We start from the raw sequence: 23,937 nt of genomic DNA, 5'->3' as shown, positions 1-23,937 counted from the left end.
AGAGCTAATTTGTCAAGTATGCCTAACCCCTCAGTCTCTAAGATGCTTAGAAAACATGGGTTTTAAGATTGTAAAGAAAGATGTGGGTAACGCATAGGATGCTTTGGGGAGGGGTTGGGGTTGGGGTATTAGGGACTTTTGCAAGAGGTCTATTGAATAGTAGCTTGATATGGAACTTGCTTTATGGAAGTTTTAACTGCTGCTATTCCTAATACTGCCGTCTGGCATGATGGTATTGTGGAAAATAACTCTGCTAAGGTTAGCTCCTTCAAGATTGGCTCCAGTCAAATTAGCCTGTCGCAAGCTAGTATCCCTAAAATCAACGCCTTCCAAGTTAGCTCTAGTCAGATTAGCCCTGTAGAACGTAGTGTTTCCAAATCTAGCTTCTCTCAAATCGGCTTCGGTCAAGTTAGCACAATTGAGACTAGCTCCACGCAAGTCAGTTCCCCTGAGATCAGCTCGGCTCAAATCAACACTATTAAGGCTGGAATCGGTCAAATAAGTATTCCACAAATTAACACCTATCAAGATGGCACGAGATATCTCGAATTGTTCCAGCCTAGTACCACTCAAGTCGGCACCACTAAGGTCAACAGCGTACAAGTCGTCCGCACTGATTTCAATCCCAGAGAAGTTCCGCTCTCCGGCTGCATAACGCCTGAGCAGTTCTTTTTTATCCATAGTTCAACTCCTACATCAATTAACCTGTATAGGACTTTCCTATAAAATATTTGCCTCAGTGATTACACTGTCATATTAAAGGCGATCGCACCCCATCCTAATCAATCAATCATCACACTACTCGCATTGAAAGAAAGCTATATGAACAAGCCTGAAGAAGAACTAGAATTACATTTAAGATCCCGTACTACAGTAACAGTATCAATTAAAGATACCAACAGATACATTGCGATCGCTCAAAAAAGTTGCAGATCATTGAGATATGACACTTGATGCATTACTCAAATTTTATATTGGGCAGAGTTTGCGGCAAGATTTAGCCAAGTTATGATCTGAGTAGGTACTGGAATAAACCGCTGAAGTTTTAGCAAGACACATTGAATCGAAAGAGGAAATTTTAACCATCATTCAAGAAATTCAATGAAGCAACTCTTTAGTTAACAGCCAGCAAAAATTAACAGATAAATTGAAGAACAAAAAATGTCTAATAAAACAAACTACACCGAAGCTTGCAATAATTTTGAAAAAATTTACGAAGAGGCAATTAGCACTCGTGAACCTGTAGTTGTTAATCGTGAAGGTGCAGAAAGCGTATCTGTCATACCTACTGCGGAACTTAACAGCATCATAGAGACAGCATATTTGTTCCAATCACCTGAGAATGCAGTACGTCTTTTAGATGCTTTACAACGTGTTAAAGCTAAGACTAATATGCCCCAAACTATAGACGAGTTGCGTAAGGAGTTCTCGCTCTACGAAGAAGAGTAAATAAATTCAATGTCGGATAACTTACAACCAGATGCACTTCCCCAATCTGAAGTTTCTCAAGAAGATAATTTAGAACGCAACCTCGTTTTTGACCGGAGATTTCTGGAAGACCTTACCTACTGGGTAGAGACAAATAGAAAAACTGCACTCCGCGTCTTATCTTTAGTTGAAGAAATTAGGCGGAATCCCTTTGAAGGTACAGGTAATCCTGAAAGATTGAGATACTCTGATGCAAATGTATGGTCGCGCCGAATTACTCAAACTGACCGGATTGTTTACGTAGTAAGTGATAACCGAATCGAGTTTATTCAGGCACGATACCATTATAGCGATCGCTAATTTCATAATTAAATAATGTAATTTTGAAAAAGAGCGATAACTTCGCCCTTTTCACCCCTACGTGCCCTTACAAAACCTCAAACTCTTCTACACTTATCCCAGCTTGTCGTAAAATACTGCCCAGCGTACCGATAGTAATTTCTCGATGACTAGGCACGATCGCAGTACGGATTCCTTCTTCGGTAGATTTGACAAACTTTACGTGACTACCCTTTTGGCTAACTTCCTCAAAGCCTGCTGCCTCTAATCTACGCTTAACCTCACGATAAGGTAATGGTTTAAGCGGCATCTATTTCTACCTGAAGTATTTTAATTTGAGGAATAATAGTAGCTACTGGTGGTTCAAAATGCAGTGACAAAGCTTCCTCAAGATTAGCCAATGTCTCAGTTTCAGTCTGACCCTGGCTTGCAATATCAATCTCCAAGCACTGTGCCACAAACCATTTACCTTCCTGCCATACACTTGCAGTAAAAGTTCGTTTCATAAGTTTTTATTGTTCGGCACTTTCTGTTGATTTGATTATACGCTAGAAAAAAACCAAAAGTGCATTGAAGCCGCAAACGCTTATTTGCTAAGATTTCCAGTGCGACAACATTCAAACAGGGCAACTTCTGATCGCTATGCCAACATCTACACTTGACGATAAAGACGCAGCAGCTATCCAAGCCGCCAGAGTTGGGGTTGCAATCTGCGATCGCACCGCTTGGGGACGGATTAAAGTAGCTGGCGACGATCGCCTCAATTTCTTACACAACCAAAGTACTAACAATTTCCAAATACTCAAGCCAGGACAAGGTTGTGATACAGTTTTTGTTACTTCCACAGCCAGAACAATTGATTTAGTAACCGCCTACGTTAGAGAAGATGCGGTAATCTTGCTGGTTTCACCTAACCGCCGCCAGTTTTTGATGGAATGGCTGGATAAATATATTTTCTATGCAGATAAGGTGGAATTATCTGATATTACCCAATATACCAACACCTTCAGCCTGATTGGCCCAGGAAGCGACGCTGTTTTAGAAAAGTTGGGTATTGGCGAACTCATCGGCCAACCTTACGGTAGTCACCAAGTATACACCATCGCTCCGGCTGAGGGCGTGCGAATTGCTGTAGGTAGCGGGTTAGCTGCGCCAGGATACACCTTCACTTTCCCCTATACTGACAAAGAAACAGTGTGGAACAAATTATTAGAAGCTGGGGCGGTAGAGATGAGCGATCGCGCTTGGGATGCTTTGCGAATTTTACAAGGCCGCCCCGCCCCAGATGCGGAACTCACAGATGATTACAATCCTCTGGAAGTTGGTTTGTGGCAAACAATTTCTTTTACTAAAGGTTGCTATATTGGGCAAGAAACTATTGCTCGGTTAAATACATATAAAGGTGTAAAACAACACCTTTTAGGTATCCGCCTCAGTGCCCCTGTGGAAGTTGGAAGTGCGATCGCAGTTGCAGATGAAAAGGTTGGCAAACTTACTAGTTACACCCAAACCGCTGATGGTTACTTTGGACTAGGTTACATTCGCACCAAAGCTGGTGGTGTAGGTTTAAAAGTCAAAGTGGGAGAAACTGAAGGTGAAGTCATAGAAATCCCGTTTGTTTCTCACGAATATCCGTAAGTAATTCAAATCAAGATATCTTTCTCTTTCTCCCTAGCACCGTAACAAAATTCATCTACCCAAGAAGCTATACTACGGGCATTTGTAGTTGGTATTATTTTGCTCTTACCCTCTTGTGGTTGAATATTCGGTTGTTTGCCGTTACTTTTAACCTCAGTAGTAATTGCTAGCGATCGCACTGCTTTGCCATTACTATTAATCTCAGTGGTAATTGCCAATGATGCGCCCACAGGGATTCGGACAGGTGGTGCGTTGCTTTTAACCTCAGTAGCTAATGCCACAGATGGCATAGTTTTGGCTTTGTTGTTAACCTCACTAGTCATTGTCGCCGCTCCTCGTGAAGGTAACTGACCAGAGTGCCAGCGTACTGGTTGATATTCCCTTGGCAAATCGGAGGATGGCGTTTTTGCCGGAGTGTCTGGAGCAATTTTAGTTGCAGCTACTACCAACTCCGGTTTGCGTATGCGAGCTACTTCAGTAGTAGCTGTAATCGATGGCACAAGTTCATCTGCGCGTGACAAGTTGGAATCTAGAGTATTGGCAAGAGAATGAGAGGCAATCTTGCTGGCAGTTACAACCGATGACAGATGTTTATCCTCAAAATACTTTTCATCTGGCAACTCGCTTTCAACTTGGTTTATAACTGAATGCTCTGATTTTATTAAACATAACTCTTGATCGGGATTGAAGTTAAGACCTAAAGCAGCGACTATTTTATCTGGATCGTTATTCAACTCCACCATAAAAGAAAGTATTTCATCAAACTGGGGTTCCAAAACAGACAGTGTTGCCAAAATAAAACCGGACAAAGGACGGCGCAGACCATCGTAAGTGGCCCAAATTCGCATTTTAACCAGCCAGGAAATATTTTGCTTGTAGTAAAAAAGCCACTTTTGTTTTAAGGATTGACGCAGCTGCTGGATATTCATTGGATGCCTCACTTCAGTCAACAAGATTGCAGACTTTGATATTGAAAATTTATAGCAGGAGGCAGGAGGTAGAGGGCAGGAGGTAAAACTATTGCTAACTCTAGCATTCACTCTTTCCAAATGTCCTAACCTGTGTGACTACGGCTATAGCTTTATTTCTGGGGATGAAACCGATAATAGAGCATCTGTTTGACTCTTTCACCACCTAGCAAATGATTTTCTATCAGTAGAGATACTTCATCAGGGTGAACGCCGCTATACCAGACCATATCGGGTAATATCAGCACCATTGGGCCATTGCCACATTGTCCTAAACAGCTGCTAGCAGTTACAGTTACACCAGGGATTGGCAAAGCTGTAAAAGCTGCTAAAACCTTGGCTGCACCTTGCTTTTTACAAGTACGATTTTGACAAACCCGCACACATTTAGGAGAATCTCGATCTATTATTGGCAAGTCTGATGGTTGAGTTGTCATTTGTTCTTTGTCATTTGTCATTTGTCATTTGTCCTTTGTCAAAAGTCGAAAGTTAATGACCAATAAACTCTTGGAGAGGTTGCGCCCTAAGCGTAGCTATGCAGCAGGCTTTACGACTACGCTAAGTACAAGTGACTAATGACCAATGACTAATGACTAATAACTAATCTATTGAAAGTCCCTTTGAGGCTAGCCATTCAGGGTTGAATATCCGCGACTGATACCGAGAACCACTATCACACAAGATGGTGACAATGGTATGTCCTGGCCCCAATTGCTTCGCTAAGGCAACAGCTGCTCCAACATTAATACCCGTTGAGCCGCCCATTAACAATCCATCTTTCCTCAGCAGTTGGTAAACTACTCGCAAAGCTTCTTGGTCATCAATTTGGATGGCATCATCAGCAGGTGCGCCTTCCATATTGGCTGTGACCCTACCGTTACCGATGCCTTCAGTGATGGAATTTCCTTCTATCTTGATTTCGCCAGTTTTGACATAGCTATAAAGTCCACTACCCAGCGGATCGGCTACAACACATTTAATTGCTGGATTTTTTTCTTTTAAATACAATGCTACACCAGCATAAGTACCACCAGTACCAGTTGCAGTTGTCCATGCATCTATTTTACCATCTGTCTGCGTCCAAATTTCCGGCCCTGTGGTTTCGTAGTGGGCGAGGCGGTTGGCTAAATTATCAAACTGATTTGCCCAGATGGCATTTTCCAACTCAGCAGCTACTCTGCCCGATAGCTTAACGTAGTTGTTGGGGTCTTTGTAAGGTACGGCAGGGACGGGACGAACTTCTGCTCCTAATGCTGTCAGCGCGTCTATCTTTTCTTGTGACTGGGTATCAGGAATAATAATTAGGCATTTGTAGCCTTTGGCGTTGCAAATATGTGCTAGTCCAATGCCAGTATTACCAGCGGTCCCTTCTACAACAGTACCACCAGGTTTAAGTAAACCTTTCTTTTCTGCATCTTCGATGATGTAAAGTGCGGCGCGGTCTTTGACGGAACCCCCAGGATTGAGAAATTCTGCTTTCGCAAGGATTTCACACCCTGTTTCTTCGCTAAAACTGTTTAAACGAATTAAAGGGGTATTGCCAACAGCGCCAAGGAAGCCATTCTTTATATCCATTTTGACTGTACTTGTGTGAGTATCTATAAAAATTTTGGCTGATAGCTGTAGCATGATTTACAACTGATTTGCCTAAAATTCTATGATACTTACATTGGAGGGCTTGCCGTTGGTGTACTTCCCTCACTCCTAACTCCCCACTAATTCACTTTCCGTAGTAAACTCTGGCATTACCGTATCCGATCCTTCGCATATACCTGTTCCATTCCTCAGCTTGAAATCGATTTTGAAAAGGCCCTACTGCTACGTGTGGACCCCGTGGTTGCGTCCTTTCGAGGACTCCGCCAGATCGTCCTAATTCTTGCGTAAATACGCCTAAATTCTGCCTAACTTGTGCTGCGATCGCTCTTAACTGTTCAGAAGTGGTGGGAATGGCGACATAATATCTAGAGACTCGCCTATTAGCATTTATATTATTGCGATCGTCTCTATAGTTATAGTTGCCATTATCTGCATTTATTTCCTGTCCGTTACCAAAGCTGATAATTCGGGCGTTATATATGCCTCGTGACTGTAGCTCATTTACCCGTTGTTGGGCGTTGCCGACTCTGTTAAAAACTCCTGACTGAATTACAGTTCGGCCTTGGAACTGGCGAATGTAAGCACTAGGTTCAATCTGACGTATTGCTTGTAATGTCTGAAAATCACTACCATCAACATAAACTAAATAGCGCTCAAAGTTCTGGTTATATTGACTAAACTGTGGGGGTTGAGAGGGCTGAAAATTTTGCTCAAATTGATTGTTCGGTAATGGTTGAGAGGGCTGAAAATTTTGCTCAAATTGAGTGTCTTGTACTGTTTGGGTAGGCTGAAAGTTAACTTCCGATTGATTGAAATCCTGTGCTTGACTTGGTTGTAACTGCGGTGATGGCTGTTGACCAAAGGGAATTGGCGGTGGCGGTAAAATCTCACCAGTTTCTTGAGCCAATAGCACGTTGCTGTTGGAGATTTGTGCTTGTGCTGGGGTAGAGTCGGGAATCAGTACTAACCATCCTCCCACTAACAAAAACAGAAGTCTAATAGTGGGCTTCCAACCCTCAAAACCTCGGCGCAACATCTGAAATGGGATAAATTTACTTGATATTCCTCTCGACATAATAATTAGAAAGTAGTCAAAGTATTTTTAGGTAATTTCCATCAAGAACTAATTAGTTCACCGTTGTAGCAACTATATAGCGTTAACGTAAAGTTACCTCATCTGCGTGGCAAAAAATACATCTGTAATTAATCTTAGATGAAAGCTGTTTACGGACACGCTTGCTTCCGTTATGGATGGAAGAGTCAAATCCTTTTCCCTCCTGTCTCCTGCCTTTAAAACTGAAGCGCTTTAGTAGCAAGGCAATGAAAGAGTGTATGCTACAATTGGACAACCACGCAGCTTGTCGTGCTTTGTATGAAAAAAGTCGTCGTTGGTCTTTCTGGTGGCGTTGACAGTTCCACCGCCGCAGCTATCCTGCACCATCAGGGCTATGAAGTGATTGGTTTGACTCTTTGGCTAATGAAAGGCAAAGGTCAATGTTGCTCTGAAGGTATGATCGACGCGGCTGAACTCTGCGAACAACTCGGCGTTCCCCATCAGATTGTCGATATTCGGGATGTCTTTCAGACGCATATTGTCGATTACCTGGTGACTGGTTACAGTGCTGGGATTACACCTTTGCCTTGCTCCCAGTGCAATAAAACGGTGAAGTTTGGGCCAATGGTGCAGTATGCTCGTGCAGAATTGAGGTGCGATCGCATTGCCACCGGTCATTATGCCCGAATTAGCTATGACGAAGCAACTGGACGTTACCAGTTATTAAGGGCTATTGACCGCAACAAAGACCAGTCATACTTCCTCTATGATTTGTCTCAAGATTTACTTGCAGCAACGATATTTCCTCTGGGCGAACTAGAAAAAACTGACACGCGCCGGATTGCAACTGAATACGGATTGAAAACTGCTGATAAACCAGAAAGTCAAGACTTATGCTTAGTGGAAAGTAACGGTTCCATGCGGGCATTTTTGGATAAATATTTAGCTCCCAAAACAGGCGATATTGTCGATGTGACAGGCAAAGTTTTGGGACAGCATGATGGTGTCCATCACTACACCATTGGTCAGCGCAAAGGTTTAGGGATTGCTGCTGCCGAACCGTTGTATGTGATTGAATTAGATGCAGCAAATAATAAAGTAGTAGTAGGCGATCGCACTAAGGTAACTCAGCCAGAATGCACTATAAATCGGGTAAATTGGGTTTCCATTGCCGAACCATCCACCCCAATTCATGCCGAAGTGCAAATTCGTTATCGTTCAACGGCTACACCAGTGACAGTAATTCCGTTGGAAAACTCCCGTGTGCGTTTGGTGTTTGATGAACCCCAAATCAGCATCACCCCCGGACAAGCGGCGGTGTGGTATGACGGCGAGAAAGTGTTAGGTGGCGGAATTATTGAACAGTTTAGTTAAGAATCACCCCTTTGTAGAGACGCCGATTTATCGCGTCTCTTCCCTTAACCGAACCATCATCGCGTCTCTCCCCTTAACTAAACCGTCTTGGATGATACACCCTTTTCATCAACAAAACCATAATTTTCGTAATAATCGCCTTTTATAGAATTGCCAAAGGCTCAACCTGACTTCTCACCGTATTTGGAAAATCTCTCTCCTAAAAGGCTAGGGTGTACATACAGGGTATTAAAGCGATCGCAACAAACTTTCACTGGAAAAAGAACGCCAAATTGTGGGTTGAAAGTAACCGGATGCTGCCGCGCTACAGTGTAGAAGCTAATGACAGCAAGCGTAACACGGAGACAAAAAAGTGCAAATCACTAAACGCAACGTTGAGTTAAGAGTAGATGGCAGCTTAATGCGTGTTTATGTAGCGGCTCCCAAAGCAGCAGGAAAATACCCTGGTATTGTCTTCTATAGTGATATTTATCAGTTAGGTGATGCAATGATTCGTCTAGCTAACTACTTAGCAGGATACGGCTATGTAGTAGCAGCACCAGAAATTTTTCACCGAATTGAGCCAGTTGGTTTAGTAATTGAGCCAGACGATCTGGGACGGATGCGCGGAAATGACGATGCTCGTCGAACCGCCGTAGCTGATTATGATGCCGATTGCCTTGCTGTGATTGAATTTCTAAAAACAGAGAGTGCGGTTTCTCCAAATCAAATAGGCACTCTCGGCTTTTGTATTGGTGGACATTTAGCATTCCGCGCAGCATTTCAAAGCGAAATTCGGGCTTGTGTCTGCTGTTACCCTACTGGCATTCCCAGTGGCAAACTGGGTAAAGAGGTAGCCGATACAATCCAGAGGGTAAATGAAATTCAAGGCGAGATGCTAATAGTATTTGGTACTCTTGATCCTCATATACCAGAGAGCGATCGCCAAACCATAATAAAAGCAATTGAGAATGCTAACATACCTCACCAAGTTTTCTTGTATGAAGCAGAACATACATTCATGCGCGACGACGGTTATCGTTATGATTCTAGTGCTACCACCGCAGCTTGGTCTGAAATAATAACTTTCTTAGGGCGCATATTTGCAGATTGAAACCTCTTATTATTGCTTTCTTCGCGTCAATTTTGAGTAGTCTGCAACGCTAATAATCCAGCACCATAAGCAGGTTCATACCTCGGAAAAATCACCTTTACATTAGGAAATTTTTTAACAAGAGATGTTGTAAATCTTTCATGTATCTTGCATCTACCGCGCCAGACACTTCCCGTTGTGACTACTTCTAAAACTGAGTCAGTACTAAAAATTGCATCCATTACTGTAGATGTGGATTTTACTAACTCTTTTACAGCATCATCAATTATCATATTCGCTACTATATCACCTGACGCTGCTGCAAAATCTACAACTGGTGCTAAAGCAGCTATCTGTTTAACTCCCCATTCTCGGCGATATACTACTTCTATTAAATCTTCTATACTTTCCAAATCAAGATGCTGTTTGAAACCCTCTATCAAACTGGTTGAAATCCCTCGTCCATCATAAGATTTTAATGCTGCATTCATGCCTGCGATCGCAATTTTATAAGCGCTACCTTCATCTCCTAAAATATACCCCCAGCCGCCGACTCGCTTAGTATGTCCTTCATGATTTCGTCCGAAAACTATCGAACCAGTACCGGCTGCAACCACAATTCCTACAGGTTGACCAATTCCACCAACTAAAGCAATCAAAGCATCGTTACAAATTACAATATTGGCTGGCTGTAATGCCCAAGTAATAGGCAATTTATTATTCTGTAACTCTTTGACTAAACCTTTCACTACTTCGATATCTGCTACACGACCTACACCAGCTAAACCCAAACATATCGCGTCAATATTCACAGAATTTGTAATTATTGCTGCCTGAACCGCATTGTGAATTGCTGTTTGAATAGATTGTAAAGTTGCTTCGATACCTATACTCTGATAATTAGATGGCCCTGCTTCACCACGACCTAGCACTAGATGCAAATCATCCATTAAGACACAAACAGTCTTACTACCGCCGCCATCTATTCCTAAAACATAACTCATGGATTGCAATAATCTTAATTATTTTGATGCTTCGGTTCTTCTTTTAAAGGAATAAAAAACAGAGCAATCATCCCAGGAATAGTCAGCAAACAGACCAAGACAAAAAATAATGGATAGCCAAGTACTTCCTGTAAATAACCACTAACTAAGCCTGGTAACATCATTCCTAAAGCCATAATGCCAGTAGATATAGCAAAATGAGAAGTTTTATATTCGCCTTGGCAAATATACATTAAATAAACACTAAAAGCTGTAAATCCAAAACCATAGCCAAATTGCTCCAAAGAAACCAAGGGATACACTAATGTTAGTGAAGGCTTAGTGTAAGCCATATATACATAAAAAATATCAGGTAAATTCAATGCTAAAGCCATAGGGAATAAACATTTTTTTAATCCATATTTAGAAATTAGCAACCCTCCTAAAATTCCTCCACATATTAGGGATATTACCCCAAATGTCCCGTAGACTAGCCCAACATCTGATGTTGATAACCCTAAGCCTCCTATTTCCGGTTTGTCCAATAAAAATAAAGAGGCTATCTTCACAAGCATTGCTTCGCCAAGTCTGTAAAGCAAGATAAATGCTAAAATATTTATAATTTTATCTTGAGCAAAATATGAGCTAATGATTGACCAAAAAGGTATATTTTCCCTAGCTTCTATTTGTCGTTGGTTATCTGATTCAGGTAAAGGTAAAATTAGGCGATGGAAAATAAACAGGATTGCTAAAATTAAAGCGGAGAAACCAATAGTTATAGTCCAGCTTAAAGGAATATTATTCAGATAAACTTCAAGCTGACCTGCTAAGACTACTAATATTCCAGAGCCAAAAATGACAGCCATTCGATAAAATAGTGAGCGAATGCCAACAAATAAGGCTTGTTGTTCTGGAGATAAAGCCAATAGATAAAAGCCATCGGTAGCAATGTCATAAGTTGCAGAAATAAATGCTCCTATTGTTAATGTTGCAAGGGAGATGAAAAAGAAATTTGGTAGTTGCAAGGAGAAGGCTATTAAACCCAAACAAGCGAACATAGCAAATTGGGTATATAGTATCCATTGACGTTTGGTAGAATAAATATCGACAATTGGGCCCCAAAACATTTTGATGACCCAAGGTAGATAGAGAAAACTTGTCCACAAGGTAATTTGAGTATTATCTATTCCGAGCTTTTTATAAAAGATTACGGAAACTGTGTTGATGATGATGTAAGGTATGCCAGAGGTAAAGTAGAGGGTGGGTATATATGTCCACGGAGAAGGGGTGGTGGTTTGAGGTTTCATGTTTGCCTCTAATTATCGTGTTATTAAAATTAGCATCCAATAGGACACCAATAGGATAAGTTATCTGTAATTTCCCCTTCAGAAAGGCGGATTCCTACACCTCCAGATATAAATTTATCATTACCATTGTTATATAGCCAAGCTCCCCAAACCTGAGTCATTGACTTGCCATCAATTTCTAATTTAGGAAATTCTAATAACTCTTGATAGACATAATTCTGTTGTGTATACCAAGGGTCATTGTTACTACTACGCACAGAGATATTTCCTGAATTAACTGCAAATCCTCCTTCGCCTTCTCTTCCTAAAATAGGTTTGGCAAAGTATGAATTACCTATTGCTGTTGCACTCAGTGATGTTTTAGGAAAATATTCCCAGACTGTTCCAGCATCTTTGCCAGAAAAAAAGTCATATCCTAAATCTGTAATTAGAGCAAATATACTTTTTGGTTGCAGTGCAAAGGCAGAACCAAAGTTGACAATCACAATTTTATTCTCAAAAATTAATTGCTCTAGAGCCGGCCATAATCTTTCACCTTTTTCATCAGTATCATGGATTAGCCATTCCACTGGATACCACATAAAGAGTATATCTATTGGTTTTTTTGTTCTCTGGTCAAATAGATACTCACCATCTTTGATGCCAAGATATTCTAAGGGTAAAATGGTACTTTTGGACTCCAAGTACTTGCTTAACCATCGCATAGTACCTAAATCTTCGGCATTATTCAAAGCTGTAAATGCTACGCAACAGTCTGTAACTGGTTTACCCAAATTTAATGCGGCTCTATTTACATGCTGATTAAGTGTTATTTTTAAGATTTTTTGAGCATCTAAATCTGGTTCTTGCAATCCAAAATGTCTAGCAACTTTATTATTGCCATCCGTACACTCAAACCAAAAACTAGGAGTTTGGGGATTAGTTTCTACTACTTTCTTTATCCCCGTTTCTGGATTCCAGCACCAGTCAAGACGCATACAAAATGGTGCGAGGAAGTCATATTTAACTAACTTGATGGTAGCTTCCGGAAATCCATAGTAAAGTAGTGTATCCTCATCAAGAGTGCGAATAATTTCCCACGCTTGGGTTAAAACACTACCGACTAATTCCGATGCTTGCTGGATTTCTTGGATCGTCTGCGGTAAAACTTGATGGCAATAATAAAGAGCGTAAGGTGTTTCTTGGTCAGTTAGAGGTATACCTGTTCCTTCTTCAATAGGAGCAAAGTTGTACCAACCCATTTTCATCGACTGAAATAGACGCTTTCGTTGAGGACTGTTGAAAATATTCATAACTCTTTTATCCACCCGCATGACCACCGCGACCAAAACTACCAAAACCACTACGACCCTTGGCAGAACCTCTGGAAGTCCCGGCCTCCGATGAATCACCAAAACCGGAGCTTCTAATGCTACTTCCACCAGAGTAACCACTCGATCTGCCGCTACCATTAGATGAGGGTGAACAGTTATTGGGTTGTTGTTTAGCGTTCGGCGACGTTGTGGAGCTGCAATCTGACTGTCTTGCTTCTGGGGTTGTCGCACAAGAAGCAAGTAGCGATACAGTCATAACGAACACTATGAGTTGAAATAAACCTGGTTTCAATTTCATAAGTCTTTCTGGATGAATACACAGATATCAGCTACGGAATTTATGCAAGATAACTACAAAGGTCAAAAATAGATTTCGCATTTCCAGATAGATTTTTTCAGGGTATATCCACGATTTAGAGAATTGCTAAACAAACCCTCTCCAACCCTGTGGCAAAATTTATTAGAGTCCTTCCATAGTTAGTTTGCCCCGCATGACCGCAACTATTCCCAATCTCCCCAGTCTCTACGACCCCTTTTCCACTGAAGCCAAGTGGCAAAAATTCTGGGAAGACAACCAAGTTTACAAAGCTGACCCCAACAAAGGCGGCGAACCCTACTGCATCGTCATTCCCCCCCCCAATGTCACTGGCAGCTTGCACATGGGTCACGCATTTGAAAGTTCCTTGATTGATACCCTCGTGCGCTACCACCGGATGCAGGGACGCAATACCCTATGGCTACCCGGAACTGACCACGCCAGCATTGCTGTGCATACTATGCTGGAAAAGCAACTCAAGACAGAGGGTAAGACTCGCTACGAATTGGGGCGCGAGAAATTCCTAGAACGCGCTTGGCAATGGAAGGCGGAGTCTGAGGGAACGATTCTGAATCAGCTACGACGCTTGGGTGTCTCGGTGGACTGGTCACGGGAAAGGTTTACCCTGGATGAGGGTTTATCTAAGGCTGTTGTGGAGGCATTTACTCGCCTTTACGAGGAAGGCTTAATTTATCGTGGTGAATATTTAGTTAACTGGTGTCCAGCTTCTCAGTCGGCTGTGTCTGACGTGGAAGTTGAAAATCAAGAGGTTAATGGAAATCTCTGGCACTTCCGCTATCCCCTCACCGATGGTTCCGGTTTTGTAGAGGTGGCGACAACTCGACCAGAAACGATGCTGGGTGATACGGCTGTAGCGGTTAATCCCAATGACGATCGCTACAAACATCTCATTGGTAAAACTGTAACTCTGCCAATTTTACAACGAGAAATTCCGATTATTGGGGATGAATATGTCGATCCCACTTTCGGCACAGGTTGCGTGAAGATAACTCCTGCCCATGACCCGAATGATTTCGACATGGGTAAGCGTCACAATTTGCCGTTAATCAACATTATGAACAAAGACGGCACTCTCAACGCCAACGCTGGGGAGTTTCAAGGACAAGACCGCTTTGTTGCGAGAAAAAATGTAGTTTCTCGCCTAGAAGCAGATGGCTTTTTGGTGAAGATCGAAGATTATAAGCATACCGTTCCCTACAGCGATCGCGGTAAAGTACCTATTGAACCCCTCCTCTCGACTCAATGGTTCGTCAAAATTCGTCCCCTAGCTGACAACACTCTCGAATTCCTCGACCAGCAAACTTCTCCAGAGTTTGTCCCCCAACGCTGGACAAAGGTCTATCGTGATTGGCTAGTAAAACTCACTGATTGGTGTATTTCTCGCCAATTATGGTGGGGACACCAAATTCCGGCTTGGTACGCTATCAGTGAAACGGATGGACAAATTACCGATAATACGCCCTTTGTCGTGGCAAAATCGGAAACTGAAGCTTGGGAAAAAGCTAAATCACAATTTGGCGAAAATGTCAAGTTAGAACAAGATCCAGATGTGCTGGATACTTGGTTTTCTTCTGGACTGTGGCCATTTTCGACTTTGGGCTGGCCGGAACAAACTCAGGATTTAGCAACTTATTACCCGACTACTACTTTGGTGACAGGCTTTGACATCATCTTTTTCTGGGTAGCCAGAATGACCATGATGGCTGGGCATTTTACACAGCAAATGCCTTTCCAAACGGTTTACATCCACGGCTTAGTGCTGGATGAAAAAGGTCAGAAGATGTCAAAGACCAAAGGTAATGGCATTGACCCATTGTTATTAATTGACAAATATGGTACTGATGCCCTGCGGTATACCTTAATTAGAGAAGTAGCTGGTGCTGGTCAAGATATCCGCTTAGAATACGATCGCAAAAAGGATGAATCAGCATCGGTTGAGGCATCGCGCAACTTTGCAAATAAGTTGTGGAATGCTGCCCGGTTTGTGATGATGAATTTGGATGGACAAACACCGCAACAATTGGGGAATCCGGTAGCGATAGAATTGAGCGATCGCTGGATTATCTCGCGGTATCATCAAGTTGTCAAAGAAACCACCAATTACATTGATAATTACGGTTTAGGGGAAGCTGCAAAAGGACTCTACGAGTTTATTTGGGGTGATTTCTGCGATCAATATATTGAACTAGTGAAATCCAGATTGCAAGCAGATGCCGATCCAGTATCGCGGCGGGTAGCACAACAAACCCTTGGCTACATATTAGAAGGGATTATGAAACTGCTTCATCCCTTCATGCCTCATATTACCGAAGAAATTTGGCAGACTCTCACTCAACAACCAGCAGATTCACCACAAACTTTACCCCTGCAAACCTATCCTCAGATAGATGCAAACTTGATTGATTCAGCTTTAGAAGAACAGTTTGAATTACTAATTGCTACTATCCGCACAATTCGGAATTTGCGGGCGGAAGCGGATATTAAACCAGGCATAAAAGTGACAGCGAATTTGCAAACTCAAAGCCAGAAAGAGCGGGAAATTCTCGCTGCTGGACAGTCTTATATTAAAGATTTGGCGAAGGTTGAGACTTTAACCATCACTGACAAGCAAAAAAACCAAACTGTTACTGCTAAAAAACCTCAGAGGGGTTTGAAGACAATTGGCTTAATTATTGTGGCCATTGTCTTTGGTAGATTAGGTTTAGCTGTGGGAAATGCCATTGATGACATTCCCATCGTCGGAACTTTCTTTGAACTAGTTGGTTTTGGTTACACAGCGTGGTTTGTTAGCCAAAATTTACTCACTGGTCAAGCTAGACAAAAGTTATGGAGACAGTTGTTTCCGCAGAAAGAATTAGAACAACCACAAGAACCAGAAAATGCGATCGCAGGTGTAATTGGTACAATACAGGTGCTAATTCCTCTAAGCGGTGTGGTAGATATTGAAGTTGTGCGTGCCAAGCTAGAAAAAAGCTTGAGTAAAGCTGAAGCCGAAGTTCAATCCCTGAGTACCAGATTAAACAATCCTAGTTTCGTAGATAGAGCTAGACCTGACGTGGTACAAGGGGCGCGGGATGCATTAGCAGAAGCACAAAAGCAAGCTGAAATTTTGCGCGATCGCCTCCAGGGGTTATCGTAGGCATAGTCTGCGTGGCTTAGGATAACTGTAATGGGTAATGGAAGTGTTAATAATTCCCAATTACCCATTACCAATTAACAAGATCCAAATATCCATTGTGGCACTTATTTTTTTATTAAATTTTTTTTGAATTTTGAATTTTGAATTTTGAATTTTGAATTTTGAATTGGAGCGAAGCGACCCTCATGCTATATCTAGCCCAGGTGCGTAAAAACGATTTTTTAGACCAGCACCAGTTACGCTTATTGGCGCGTCAAGAAGCTGATAACTTGTGGGCGATAATTCCCGAAGAAGCTTTCATTCTGCTGGGAAAGGGAAAGATCATGAGTGAGAACTTGCTTGTTCTAGTAGAACTTTCCCCTACAGGCGACATTGAAAGACTAGAAGACGCCACCAACTGGGTACTCCACCTGGTACAAAACTACCTCACCATCGGCATTACCCCGGAATTTTTGCAGCATGAAGCCGAAAGAGCAGAACATTGGCGACAATCCCTGACATTACAAAATCAAGACTTAGCGCGGCGTTCCTTAGAATTGGAAGCTCGTCGCGAACAAATTCAAGCCTTAGAAGAAAGCCTCAAACGCGAAAAAAACGGTTATTCTCAAGAGGAAAGTTAAAAGCTAATTGTGTTGCTTATAAAGCCACAGCACCCCAAAGGCGTATAGAGACGCGAAATTCCACGTCTCTACATAAGTTTATGCTAGGTTAATTGTCTTAGTAAAGTTAGGCAATCACAGTAATATTTGCACTACTAAGCTGTGCATGATTCGATAACTGGGCTATTTGAACTTGCGCTGTACCACCCAATCCATCTTTATCAAAGAATAGATTACCTGTACTTTGATTGTAGATGAAGCGATCGCTTGCAGCTGTAGCGATCGTACCAAGTCGGAATAAGCCCGAATCGAGTGTCGTATCCTGAGATTGGGTCAGCCCGAATTCCGCCTTAGAAATGAAGATAGTATCATCTCCAACAGTAAAATCAGTAATAGTATCATAGCCTCCAGTGCGGGTATCAGTCAGATATAAGCTATCTTGTCCAGCTCCACCAGTCAGCGTATCTTTACCAATTCCACCAAAGAGGCTATCGTTTCCGACACCGCCTAATAAGCTGTCATTACCTGAACCACCAAAGAGGTTATCATTACCATCTCCTCCTGATAACGTATTAGCACCAGTATTTCCAATCAGGATGTTATTAAGACTGTTACCAGTAGCAGTGATTGCCCCAGTTCCAATCAGGGTCAAATTCTCTAGGTTATCTCCCAAGACCCAATTTACTGAAGAGTTAACTAAATCTGTGCCTGCATTTAAGCCTTCAACAATAATATCGCTAACATTGTCTACGATATAAGTGTTATTGCCGATTCCACCATTGAGACTATCAATTCCTGTACCTCCATCTAAGGTGTCATCGCCTGTACCACCCAACAAGGTGTCATTGCCTGAGCTACCAAAAAGGCTATCGTTACCATCTCCTCCGGTCAAAGTGTTCGCAGCAGCATTTCCGACCAGGATGTTATCAAGGCTGTTACCAGTACCAATTATCGCGCTTCCAGTCAGGGTCAAGTTCTCAAAGTTCTCTCCTAATACCCAATTCACAGCAGACTTGACTAAATCTGTGCCTGAATTTAAGCCTTCGGTAATAATATCGCTAACATTGTCTACAGTGTAGATGTCATTACCGGCTCCACCATTGAGAGTATCAATCCCTGCACCTCCATCCAAAGTATCATCGCCTGCACCGCCTAACAAACTGTCATTACCTGAACTACCAAAGAGGCTATCGTTACCATCTCCTCCGCTCAACTTATTAGCACCAGTATTTCCAATCAGGATGTTATTAAGGCTGTTACCATTACCATCGATTGCTCCGGTTCCAGTCAGGGTCAAGTTTTCCACGTTATCTGTCAACACGAAACTCACGGAAGACTTAACTAAATCTATGCCTGCATTTAAGCCTTCAGTAACAGAATCGTTCAGGTTATCTACAGTATAAATGTCATTGCCGGCTCCACCATTAAGACTATCAGCTCCTAAACCTCCATCCAAGGTGTCATTACCTGCACCGCCCAATAATGTGTCATTGCCTGAGCTACCAAAGAGACTATCGTTACCATCTCCTCCGCTCAACTTATTAGCACCAGTATTTCCAATCAGGATGTTATTAAGGCTGTTACCAGTACCATCGATAGCGTCGGTTCCAGTCAGGGTCAAGTTCTCCACGTTATCTGCTAACACAAAACTCACGGAAGACTTAACTAAATCTGTGCCTGCATTTAAGCCTTCAGTAATCGTATCACCGATGCTGTCCACAATATAAGTATCATTGCCGACTCCACCATTAAGACTATCAGCTCCTGTACCTCCATCCAAGGTGTCATTACCTGCACCGCCTAATAATGTGTCATTGCCTGCACCACCCAACAAAGTGTCATTGCCAACTTCTCCGCTCAAGATGTTAGCACCAGTATTTCCGGTCAGAATATTATTAAGGCTGTTACCAGTACCATCAATAGCGTCGGTTCCAGTCAGAGTCAAGTTTTCCAGGTTAACTCCCAACACCCAACTCACCGAAGACTTGACTAAATCTGTGCCCGCATTTAAGCCTTCAGTAATGGTGTCGCCGATGCTGTCCACAATATAAGTATCATTGCCTTTACCACCGATGAGGCTATCAGTTCCTGTACCACCATCTAAAGAATCGTTGCCATCACCGCCATCAAGTGTGTCACTATCACCTAATCCTTGGAGCGTGTCATTGCCTAGCAATCCTGAGATGCTATCGGCGTTCACTGTACCAGTCAGGTTATCTGCACCTGAAGTGCCATTAATCGGAGGGGTGATTTCACTAATGGTCAAGTTGACAGTAGCAGTGCTACTGCCTCCATGTCCATCACCTATGGTGTAAGTAAAGCTGTCAGAGCCATAATAGTTTTGATCGGGCGTATAAGTGTAAGTACCGTTGTTGTTGTTAACTAAGCTTCCTTGGCTAGGTTGGGTGAAGCCAGTAATGCTCAATACGTCACTAATATCAACATCTGTATCATTGCTTAACAGACTAGTAGCGCTAATGATAACGGGTGTGTTTTTGTTTGTGGTGATTTTGTCGTTAACAGCAACAGGAGCATCATTCACCGCCGTAATATTAATATTGCGGGTAACTGTGGCACTATTAGCAGTCCCATCATTGACGACAAAGCTAACGGTACGAGGTGTAGTACTGGGGTTGTCGCTGCTGTTGGTATAAGTAATAGAACGTAGTGCGGCTTGATAGTTCGCAACGGTGGCACTGCCGATTAAGGTTAAAACACCTGTGCTGCTGTTGTAGCTGCCCGTAATCCCATTTTGGTTGGTGAAGGCGAGGATGTCTTGAGCAGAGGCGAAACCACTGGTAATGCTGACGGTGGCACTAGCTAGGTTGGTGGAGTCTAAGTCGCTAACGGTGATACCTGAGTCAATGACTGTAGTGGCGTTCTCAGTGTATGCCAGGGCAGAGTTGGTGGCAGTAGCAACAGGTGCATCATTCACTGCCGTAATATTAATATTGCGAGTAACAGCAGTACTATTAGCAGTCCCATCATTAACTATAAAGCTGATGGTACGAGGTGTAGTACTGGGGTTATCACTGCTGTTGGTATAAGTAATAGAACGTAGTGCAGCTTGATAGTTAGCAACGGTGGAACTACCAGTTAAGGTTAAAACACCTGTGCTGCTGTTGTAGCTGCCCGTAATCCCATTTTGGTTGGTGAAGGCGAGAGTATCTTGAGCAGAGACAAAACCACTGGTAATACTGATGGTGGCACTAGCTAGGTTGGTGGAGTCTAAGTCGCTAACGGTGATACCTGAGTCAATGACTGTAGTGGCGTTCTCAGTGTATGCCAGGGCAGAGTTGGTGGCAGTAGCAACAGGTGCATCATTCACTGCCGTAATATTAATATTGCGGGTAACGGCAGTACTATTAGCAGTCCCATCATTAACTATAAAGCTGATGGTACGAGGTGTAGTACTGGGGTTGTCGCTGCTGTTGGTATAAGTAATAGAACGTAGTGCAGCTTGATAGTTAGCAACGGTGGCACTGCCGATTAAGGTTAAAACACCTGTGCTGCTGTTGTAGCTGCCGGTAATTCCATTTTGGTTGGTGAAGGCGAGGATGTCTTCAGCAGAGACAAAACCACTGGTAATCCGGACGGTGGCACTAGCCAGGTTGGGGGAGTCTGTGTCGCTGACGGTGATGCCTGAGTCGATAGTTGTAGTGGCGTTTTCAGTGTATGTTAGGGCAGAAGCAGAGCTAGGGGTGATTGTTGGGGGAGCCCCACTGTTGTTGTTTAGTTGAGCATATATTCCATGGCCAGATCCGTCCTGACCATCGCTTTGCCAGGAAATTACAAAATCTCCAGTAGCATCCATTGCTACTGCGGGGTTAGCTTGATCGTTGTTGGTGTTGGTATTGACCAGAAATTCACCCCCAATAGCTACCCCAGCACTGTTGTAACGTTGGGCATATATGCCAGAGCCAGAGCCGTCCTGACTATTGCTAGTCCAGGAAATGATAAAGTCCCCATCTGCATCCATTGCTACTGTGGGGTTAAATTGATTGCCCTCGGTGTGGGTATTGACTTTGAATTCGGCGCCAATAGCTGCCCCAGCACTGGTGTAGCGTTGGGCATATATGCCATCCCCAGATCCGTCCTGACCATAGCTTTGCCAAGAAATTACAAAGTCCCCAGTGGCATCCATTGCTACTGTGGGGTTAAATTGATTGCCTTGAGTGTATGTATTAACCTGAAATTCGTTTCCAATAGCTGACCCGGCACTGTTATAGCGTTGGGCATATATGCCTAAGTAAGACCCGTCCTGATAATAGCTTTGCCAGGAAATAACAAAGTCACCATTGGCATCCATAGCTATTGTGGGGTTATATTGAGAGCTTTCGGTGTGGGTATTGACCTTAAATTCACCCCCAATGGCTAACCCAGCACTGCTGTAGCGTTGGGCATATACTCCATAGCTAGACCCGTCCTGACCACTGCTTTGCCAAGAAATGACAAAGTTCCCATTGGTATCTATCGCTATTGTAGGGTTAACTTGATTGTTGTTAGTGGAGGTATTGACCTGAAATTCGCCCCCAACAGCCACTCCAGAACTGTTGTAGCGTTGGGCATATATCCCAGAGCCAGACCCATCTTGGCTTTCCCAGGAAATAACAAAGTCACCATCGGCATCAATCGCTACTGTAGAGTTAAGTTGATTGCCGTTGGTGTTGGTATTGACTTGGAATTCGCCCCCAATAGCCACGCCAGTACTGTTGTAACGTTGAGCATACACCCCATAGCCAGACCCATCCTGACCATTGCTAGTCCAAGAAATGATGAAGTCTCCATCAGCATCCATTGCGACTGCGGGATTAATTTGATCATTGTTGGTGTAAGTATTGACTTTGAATTCATTCATGAAAAAACCTCTGAAAAAACTAAAAATTTGATTTCAACAATTACGGCCTGATTAAACAGATTTCTTAGTCATTAGGAATCACTGCACTCGGTCGCAGCCAGTAGTTCAACTCTGGTGCTGTAAATGCTTGGCGAATTTCTTTTCGTTCCTGATTCAAAACCATCGGACGCTGTACACCAGCAAGAAACTGTACATCATAAAGTTCTTGACAGCCTGCGGTGAACTTCAGCATTCCCACCTGTTGCCCATTTCGTAAATCCACAACTGCCACACCACAGAGCAACTTCTCAAACCGTTGGGTTATGGGCAACCCTCCGAAAATATGCCGTTCCCGAATCTGGCATAGTCCGACTAGGGCGTAATACCCGACGCAGCACAACCCCCGCAGAAATCCAGGGAGTACACAAACTACTTGTTGGTCTCCTGATTCTGGATGAATGCGCCAAATTTCCCCTGCGCCAGAGTTGAGTAACCACAAAAACCCGTCATGCCAAATTGGGGAATGGGGCATTGATAATTTATTTACAATAATTTCATTGCTCTCTACTTCCACTACAACTCCACCATTGGCTTTACCCGGACGCCATCCTCCAACGGTATCTGTCGCACCGAGGGCAGTCACATACTTGGGTTTGCCATCCACCATCGCTAATCCATTCAGGTGACATCGGTCTTCTGGCACTACTTCAGAAATAAATTTCGGATGCCAGCGCGGTACAAAGCTAAAGTCTGGACTCAAAGCAGAAAGACACGAAAAGCGGGTGTTGACAATCCACAGCCCTTCTCTGCCAAATTCCAGGTCGTGAATGTTCAGATCGCCTGTAAAATATGTCATCCGTGGCAGATAAAGGGCATCGTAGCGTCCGGGGTGATCTTCTAAAAACTCATAAGCTAAGGCGGGGGCATTTGCTAATAAACAGACTTCGTGATGGGTAGCCAGTGCCAGTCGTGAACCATTCACTGCCAATCCCATTGGTTTAGAAAATTGGCGTAACAGCATGGTTATCTGTTCCCCATTCCAGCCTACTAGTGCCAGTTTTCCAGCTTGGTAGGTGGTGATGGCAATTGAACCTCCGGCTTGACTTAGCCAGGAAATAAATCCCCCATCGGCATCACATTGAATTAAGTTATTCTCTTCTGGCGCAGTAGTAGGAAAAGTGGACAACATAAATCAGTTGAATTAAATTTCAAATTTTGTTGAAGAACTTTAGACTTAGTTAAATACAAAATATACTCAGTAACTCTAACCCTTAAAATTGAGCGGTTAATTACTAACTACGAACCTCGAAAATTACTGGCACAAAGCACTAGTACAGCATGGCGTAAATCCAGCTATCACCTCAATTAAGCAGACAAGTTGCTCAGAGCAACTGATTAAAGGTGAACAAATTTATGCCAAAGTGTACTAGTGATTGATGCCATTAGTTTTGATGAGTTGTGAAAGTTTGTAGTCAGGGCTAAAACCCTTGAAATTGACTGAGAAATCCTTCACTACGAAACTCTCAGAATTGATGACACAGACCACTAAGCGTGCCATCATTGTCAATAAACAAGCTTGTACCAGAAACAGTACCTAAAGGAATCGACCCCAGAAAATAGGTCGCGCCGCCATAAAGCTGCACTGGATCTAACTTTGCAGATATTTTGAACTTAGTTTTTTATAATGTCCTAGCGGTAAATATTGTTTGATAATCTACTGTTATAATAAAGACTTTTTTATTTAAAAATAAACTGTATATATACTGAATGTAAAAATTAGTTAAAACTTCAATAATTTAAAAACTCGCTCGGCAAGTTTTGTTACTTTAACGGCAAATTGCGTTGTTAGGGTAGAGAAAATGCGTAGATGTAGCCCTTCTCCTGTCGGAGACGCTGCGCGTAGCTTGCTTCCACGTTCGCGGAGCGTACCGTAGGCAAGTGGTACGACTGCGC

20 protein-coding genes are annotated in these 23,937 nt (G+C 42.8%); 7 read left to right on the top strand and 13 right to left on the bottom strand.

The window, feature by feature from the left end; all coding sequences use genetic code 11:
• Window positions 1-192: 192 nt before the first annotated feature.
• The gene (locus NSTC731_RS11080; protein ID WP_104907206.1) at window positions 193-681 is read right to left on the bottom strand and encodes a pentapeptide repeat-containing protein; all 489 of its coding nucleotides are present in this window, start codon (window positions 679-681) and stop codon (window positions 193-195) included.
• A 480-nt stretch (window positions 682-1,161) separates the two neighbouring features.
• On the opposite strand from NSTC731_RS11080, the gene NSTC731_RS11075 reads away from it, so the two are divergent.
• Both NSTC731_RS11075 and NSTC731_RS11070 read left to right on the top strand, forming a co-directional pair.
• The gene (locus tag NSTC731_RS11075; protein WP_445630839.1) at window positions 1,162-1,449 is read left to right on the top strand and encodes a type II toxin-antitoxin system Phd/YefM family antitoxin; all 288 of its coding nucleotides are present in this window, start codon (window positions 1,162-1,164) and stop codon (window positions 1,447-1,449) included.
• Between the two features lie 9 nt (window positions 1,450-1,458).
• Entirely contained in the window at window positions 1,459-1,788 is a 330-nt protein-coding gene (locus NSTC731_RS11070; protein WP_445630838.1) for a Txe/YoeB family addiction module toxin, read from the top strand.
• 67 nt (window positions 1,789-1,855) lie between these two features.
• On the opposite strand, the gene NSTC731_RS11065 is transcribed toward NSTC731_RS11070, so the two are convergent.
• A complete protein-coding gene (locus NSTC731_RS11065; RefSeq protein WP_445630837.1) occupies window positions 1,856-2,077 on the bottom strand; it encodes a type II toxin-antitoxin system HicA family toxin in 222 nt (73 codons plus the stop codon).
• The gene (locus NSTC731_RS11060; protein WP_445630836.1) at window positions 2,067-2,273 is read right to left on the bottom strand and encodes a type II toxin-antitoxin system HicB family antitoxin; all 207 of its coding nucleotides are present in this window, start codon (window positions 2,271-2,273) and stop codon (window positions 2,067-2,069) included. The genes NSTC731_RS11065 and NSTC731_RS11060 overlap by 11 nt, the downstream gene beginning before the upstream one ends.
• Window positions 2,274-2,409: 136 nt before the next feature.
• On the opposite strand from NSTC731_RS11060, the gene ygfZ reads away from it, so the two are divergent.
• Window positions 2,410-3,405 (top strand): CAF17-like 4Fe-4S cluster assembly/insertion protein YgfZ, encoded by a 996-nt coding sequence (gene ygfZ / locus NSTC731_RS11055; RefSeq protein ID WP_445630835.1) that lies wholly within the window; start codon window positions 2,410-2,412, stop codon window positions 3,403-3,405.
• 5 nt (window positions 3,406-3,410) lie between these two features.
• On the opposite strand, the gene NSTC731_RS11050 is transcribed toward ygfZ, so the two are convergent.
• From NSTC731_RS11050 to NSTC731_RS11035, 4 genes are all read right to left on the bottom strand, one after another.
• On the bottom strand, window positions 3,411-4,334 hold the full coding sequence (locus tag NSTC731_RS11050; RefSeq protein WP_445630834.1) for a DUF5331 domain-containing protein: 924 nt from the start codon (window positions 4,332-4,334) through the stop codon (window positions 3,411-3,413).
• Window positions 4,335-4,486: 152 nt separating this feature from the next.
• The gene (locus tag NSTC731_RS11045; protein ID WP_445632066.1) at window positions 4,487-4,810 is read right to left on the bottom strand and encodes a (2Fe-2S) ferredoxin domain-containing protein; all 324 of its coding nucleotides are present in this window, start codon (window positions 4,808-4,810) and stop codon (window positions 4,487-4,489) included.
• Between the two features lie 163 nt (window positions 4,811-4,973).
• Window positions 4,974-5,948 (bottom strand): cysteine synthase A, encoded by a 975-nt coding sequence (locus NSTC731_RS11040; RefSeq protein ID WP_445632065.1) that lies wholly within the window; start codon window positions 5,946-5,948, stop codon window positions 4,974-4,976.
• A 145-nt stretch (window positions 5,949-6,093) separates the two neighbouring features.
• Window positions 6,094-7,044 carry a hypothetical protein gene (locus tag NSTC731_RS11035; RefSeq protein ID WP_445630833.1) on the bottom strand — a complete coding sequence of 317 codons (951 nt, stop codon included), beginning with the start codon at window positions 7,042-7,044 and terminating at the stop codon, window positions 6,094-6,096.
• A gap of 297 nt (window positions 7,045-7,341) precedes the next feature.
• Between NSTC731_RS11035 and mnmA the strand changes: the two genes are divergently transcribed.
• Together mnmA and NSTC731_RS11025 are read left to right on the top strand one after the other, a co-directional pair.
• Complete coding sequence (gene mnmA, locus NSTC731_RS11030; protein ID WP_445630832.1) at window positions 7,342-8,397, top strand: tRNA 2-thiouridine(34) synthase MnmA; 1,056 nt, start codon at window positions 7,342-7,344, stop codon at window positions 8,395-8,397.
• A gap of 352 nt (window positions 8,398-8,749) precedes the next feature.
• Complete coding sequence (locus tag NSTC731_RS11025) at window positions 8,750-9,490, top strand: dienelactone hydrolase family protein (protein WP_445630831.1); 741 nt, start codon at window positions 8,750-8,752, stop codon at window positions 9,488-9,490.
• Window positions 9,491-9,516: 26 nt separating this feature from the next.
• On the opposite strand, the gene NSTC731_RS11020 is transcribed toward NSTC731_RS11025, so the two are convergent.
• Genes NSTC731_RS11020 through NSTC731_RS11005 form a run of 4 tightly spaced genes read right to left on the bottom strand, consistent with a single transcriptional unit; the run spans window position 9,517 to window position 13,370 of the window.
• Window positions 9,517-10,473, bottom strand: a complete 957-nt coding sequence (locus NSTC731_RS11020) for an N-acetylglucosamine kinase (protein WP_445630830.1) — start codon at window positions 10,471-10,473, stop codon at window positions 9,517-9,519.
• Window positions 10,474-10,487: 14 nt separating this feature from the next.
• Entirely contained in the window at window positions 10,488-11,759 is a 1,272-nt protein-coding gene (locus NSTC731_RS11015; protein ID WP_445630829.1) for an AmpG family muropeptide MFS transporter, read from the bottom strand.
• A 29-nt stretch (window positions 11,760-11,788) separates the two neighbouring features.
• Entirely contained in the window at window positions 11,789-13,051 is a 1,263-nt protein-coding gene (locus NSTC731_RS11010; RefSeq protein WP_445630828.1) for a glutathionylspermidine synthase family protein, read from the bottom strand.
• Between the two features lie 7 nt (window positions 13,052-13,058).
• A complete protein-coding gene (locus tag NSTC731_RS11005; protein ID WP_445630827.1) occupies window positions 13,059-13,370 on the bottom strand; it encodes a hypothetical protein in 312 nt (103 codons plus the stop codon).
• A 193-nt stretch (window positions 13,371-13,563) separates the two neighbouring features.
• On the opposite strand from NSTC731_RS11005, the gene NSTC731_RS11000 reads away from it, so the two are divergent.
• Window positions 13,564-16,548, top strand: a complete 2,985-nt coding sequence (locus NSTC731_RS11000) for a valine--tRNA ligase (RefSeq protein ID WP_445630826.1) — start codon at window positions 13,564-13,566, stop codon at window positions 16,546-16,548.
• Window positions 16,549-16,733: 185 nt separating this feature from the next.
• Window positions 16,734-17,168, top strand: a complete 435-nt coding sequence (locus NSTC731_RS10995; RefSeq protein WP_094348415.1) for a hypothetical protein — start codon at window positions 16,734-16,736, stop codon at window positions 17,166-17,168.
• A gap of 106 nt (window positions 17,169-17,274) precedes the next feature.
• Here NSTC731_RS10995 and NSTC731_RS10990 read toward each other — a convergent pair whose 3' ends face one another.
• Window positions 17,275-22,005, bottom strand: coding sequence for a beta strand repeat-containing protein (locus NSTC731_RS10990; protein ID WP_445630825.1), 4,731 nt, complete (start codon window positions 22,003-22,005; stop codon window positions 17,275-17,277).
• 64 nt (window positions 22,006-22,069) lie between these two features.
• Entirely contained in the window at window positions 22,070-23,173 is a 1,104-nt protein-coding gene (locus NSTC731_RS10985) for a TIGR03032 family protein (protein ID WP_445630824.1), read from the bottom strand.
• Window positions 23,174-23,937: the final 764 nt, after the last annotated feature.

It is taken from the genome of Nostoc sp. DSM 114167, from assembly GCF_052692655.1.
This window is presented reverse-complemented; position numbering and strand designations above follow the sequence as displayed.

Excerpts from the sequence above, each read along its gene's own strand:
- NSTC731_RS11080 (WP_104907206.1), bottom strand. The coding sequence starts at position 681 with ATGGATAAAAAAGAACTGCTCAGGCGTTATGCAGCCGGAGAGCGGAAC.
- NSTC731_RS11075 (WP_445630839.1), top strand. The coding sequence starts at position 1,162 with ATGTCTAATAAAACAAACTACACCGAAGCTTGCAATAATTTTGAAAAA.
- NSTC731_RS11070 (WP_445630838.1), top strand. The coding sequence starts at position 1,459 with ATGTCGGATAACTTACAACCAGATGCACTTCCCCAATCTGAAGTTTCT.
- NSTC731_RS11065 (WP_445630837.1), bottom strand. The coding sequence starts at position 2,077 with ATGCCGCTTAAACCATTACCTTATCGTGAGGTTAAGCGTAGATTAGAG.
- NSTC731_RS11060 (WP_445630836.1), bottom strand. The coding sequence starts at position 2,273 with ATGAAACGAACTTTTACTGCAAGTGTATGGCAGGAAGGTAAATGGTTT.
- ygfZ (WP_445630835.1), top strand. The coding sequence starts at position 2,410 with ATGCCAACATCTACACTTGACGATAAAGACGCAGCAGCTATCCAAGCC.
- NSTC731_RS11050 (WP_445630834.1), bottom strand. The coding sequence starts at position 4,334 with ATGAATATCCAGCAGCTGCGTCAATCCTTAAAACAAAAGTGGCTTTTT.
- NSTC731_RS11045 (WP_445632066.1), bottom strand. The coding sequence starts at position 4,810 with ATGACAACTCAACCATCAGACTTGCCAATAATAGATCGAGATTCTCCT.
- NSTC731_RS11040 (WP_445632065.1), bottom strand. The coding sequence starts at position 5,948 with ATGGATATAAAGAATGGCTTCCTTGGCGCTGTTGGCAATACCCCTTTA.
- NSTC731_RS11035 (WP_445630833.1), bottom strand. The coding sequence starts at position 7,044 with ATGTCGAGAGGAATATCAAGTAAATTTATCCCATTTCAGATGTTGCGC.
- mnmA (WP_445630832.1), top strand. The coding sequence starts at position 7,342 with ATGAAAAAAGTCGTCGTTGGTCTTTCTGGTGGCGTTGACAGTTCCACC.
- NSTC731_RS11020 (WP_445630830.1), bottom strand. The coding sequence starts at position 10,473 with ATGAGTTATGTTTTAGGAATAGATGGCGGCGGTAGTAAGACTGTTTGT.
- NSTC731_RS11015 (WP_445630829.1), bottom strand. The coding sequence starts at position 11,759 with ATGAAACCTCAAACCACCACCCCTTCTCCGTGGACATATATACCCACC.
- NSTC731_RS11010 (WP_445630828.1), bottom strand. The coding sequence starts at position 13,051 with ATGAATATTTTCAACAGTCCTCAACGAAAGCGTCTATTTCAGTCGATG.
- NSTC731_RS11005 (WP_445630827.1), bottom strand. The coding sequence starts at position 13,370 with ATGAAATTGAAACCAGGTTTATTTCAACTCATAGTGTTCGTTATGACT.
- NSTC731_RS11000 (WP_445630826.1), top strand. The coding sequence starts at position 13,564 with ATGACCGCAACTATTCCCAATCTCCCCAGTCTCTACGACCCCTTTTCC.
- NSTC731_RS10995 (WP_094348415.1), top strand. The coding sequence starts at position 16,734 with ATGCTATATCTAGCCCAGGTGCGTAAAAACGATTTTTTAGACCAGCAC.
- NSTC731_RS10990 (WP_445630825.1), bottom strand. The coding sequence starts at position 22,005 with ATGAATGAATTCAAAGTCAATACTTACACCAACAATGATCAAATTAAT.
- NSTC731_RS10985 (WP_445630824.1), bottom strand. The coding sequence starts at position 23,173 with ATGTTGTCCACTTTTCCTACTACTGCGCCAGAAGAGAATAACTTAATT.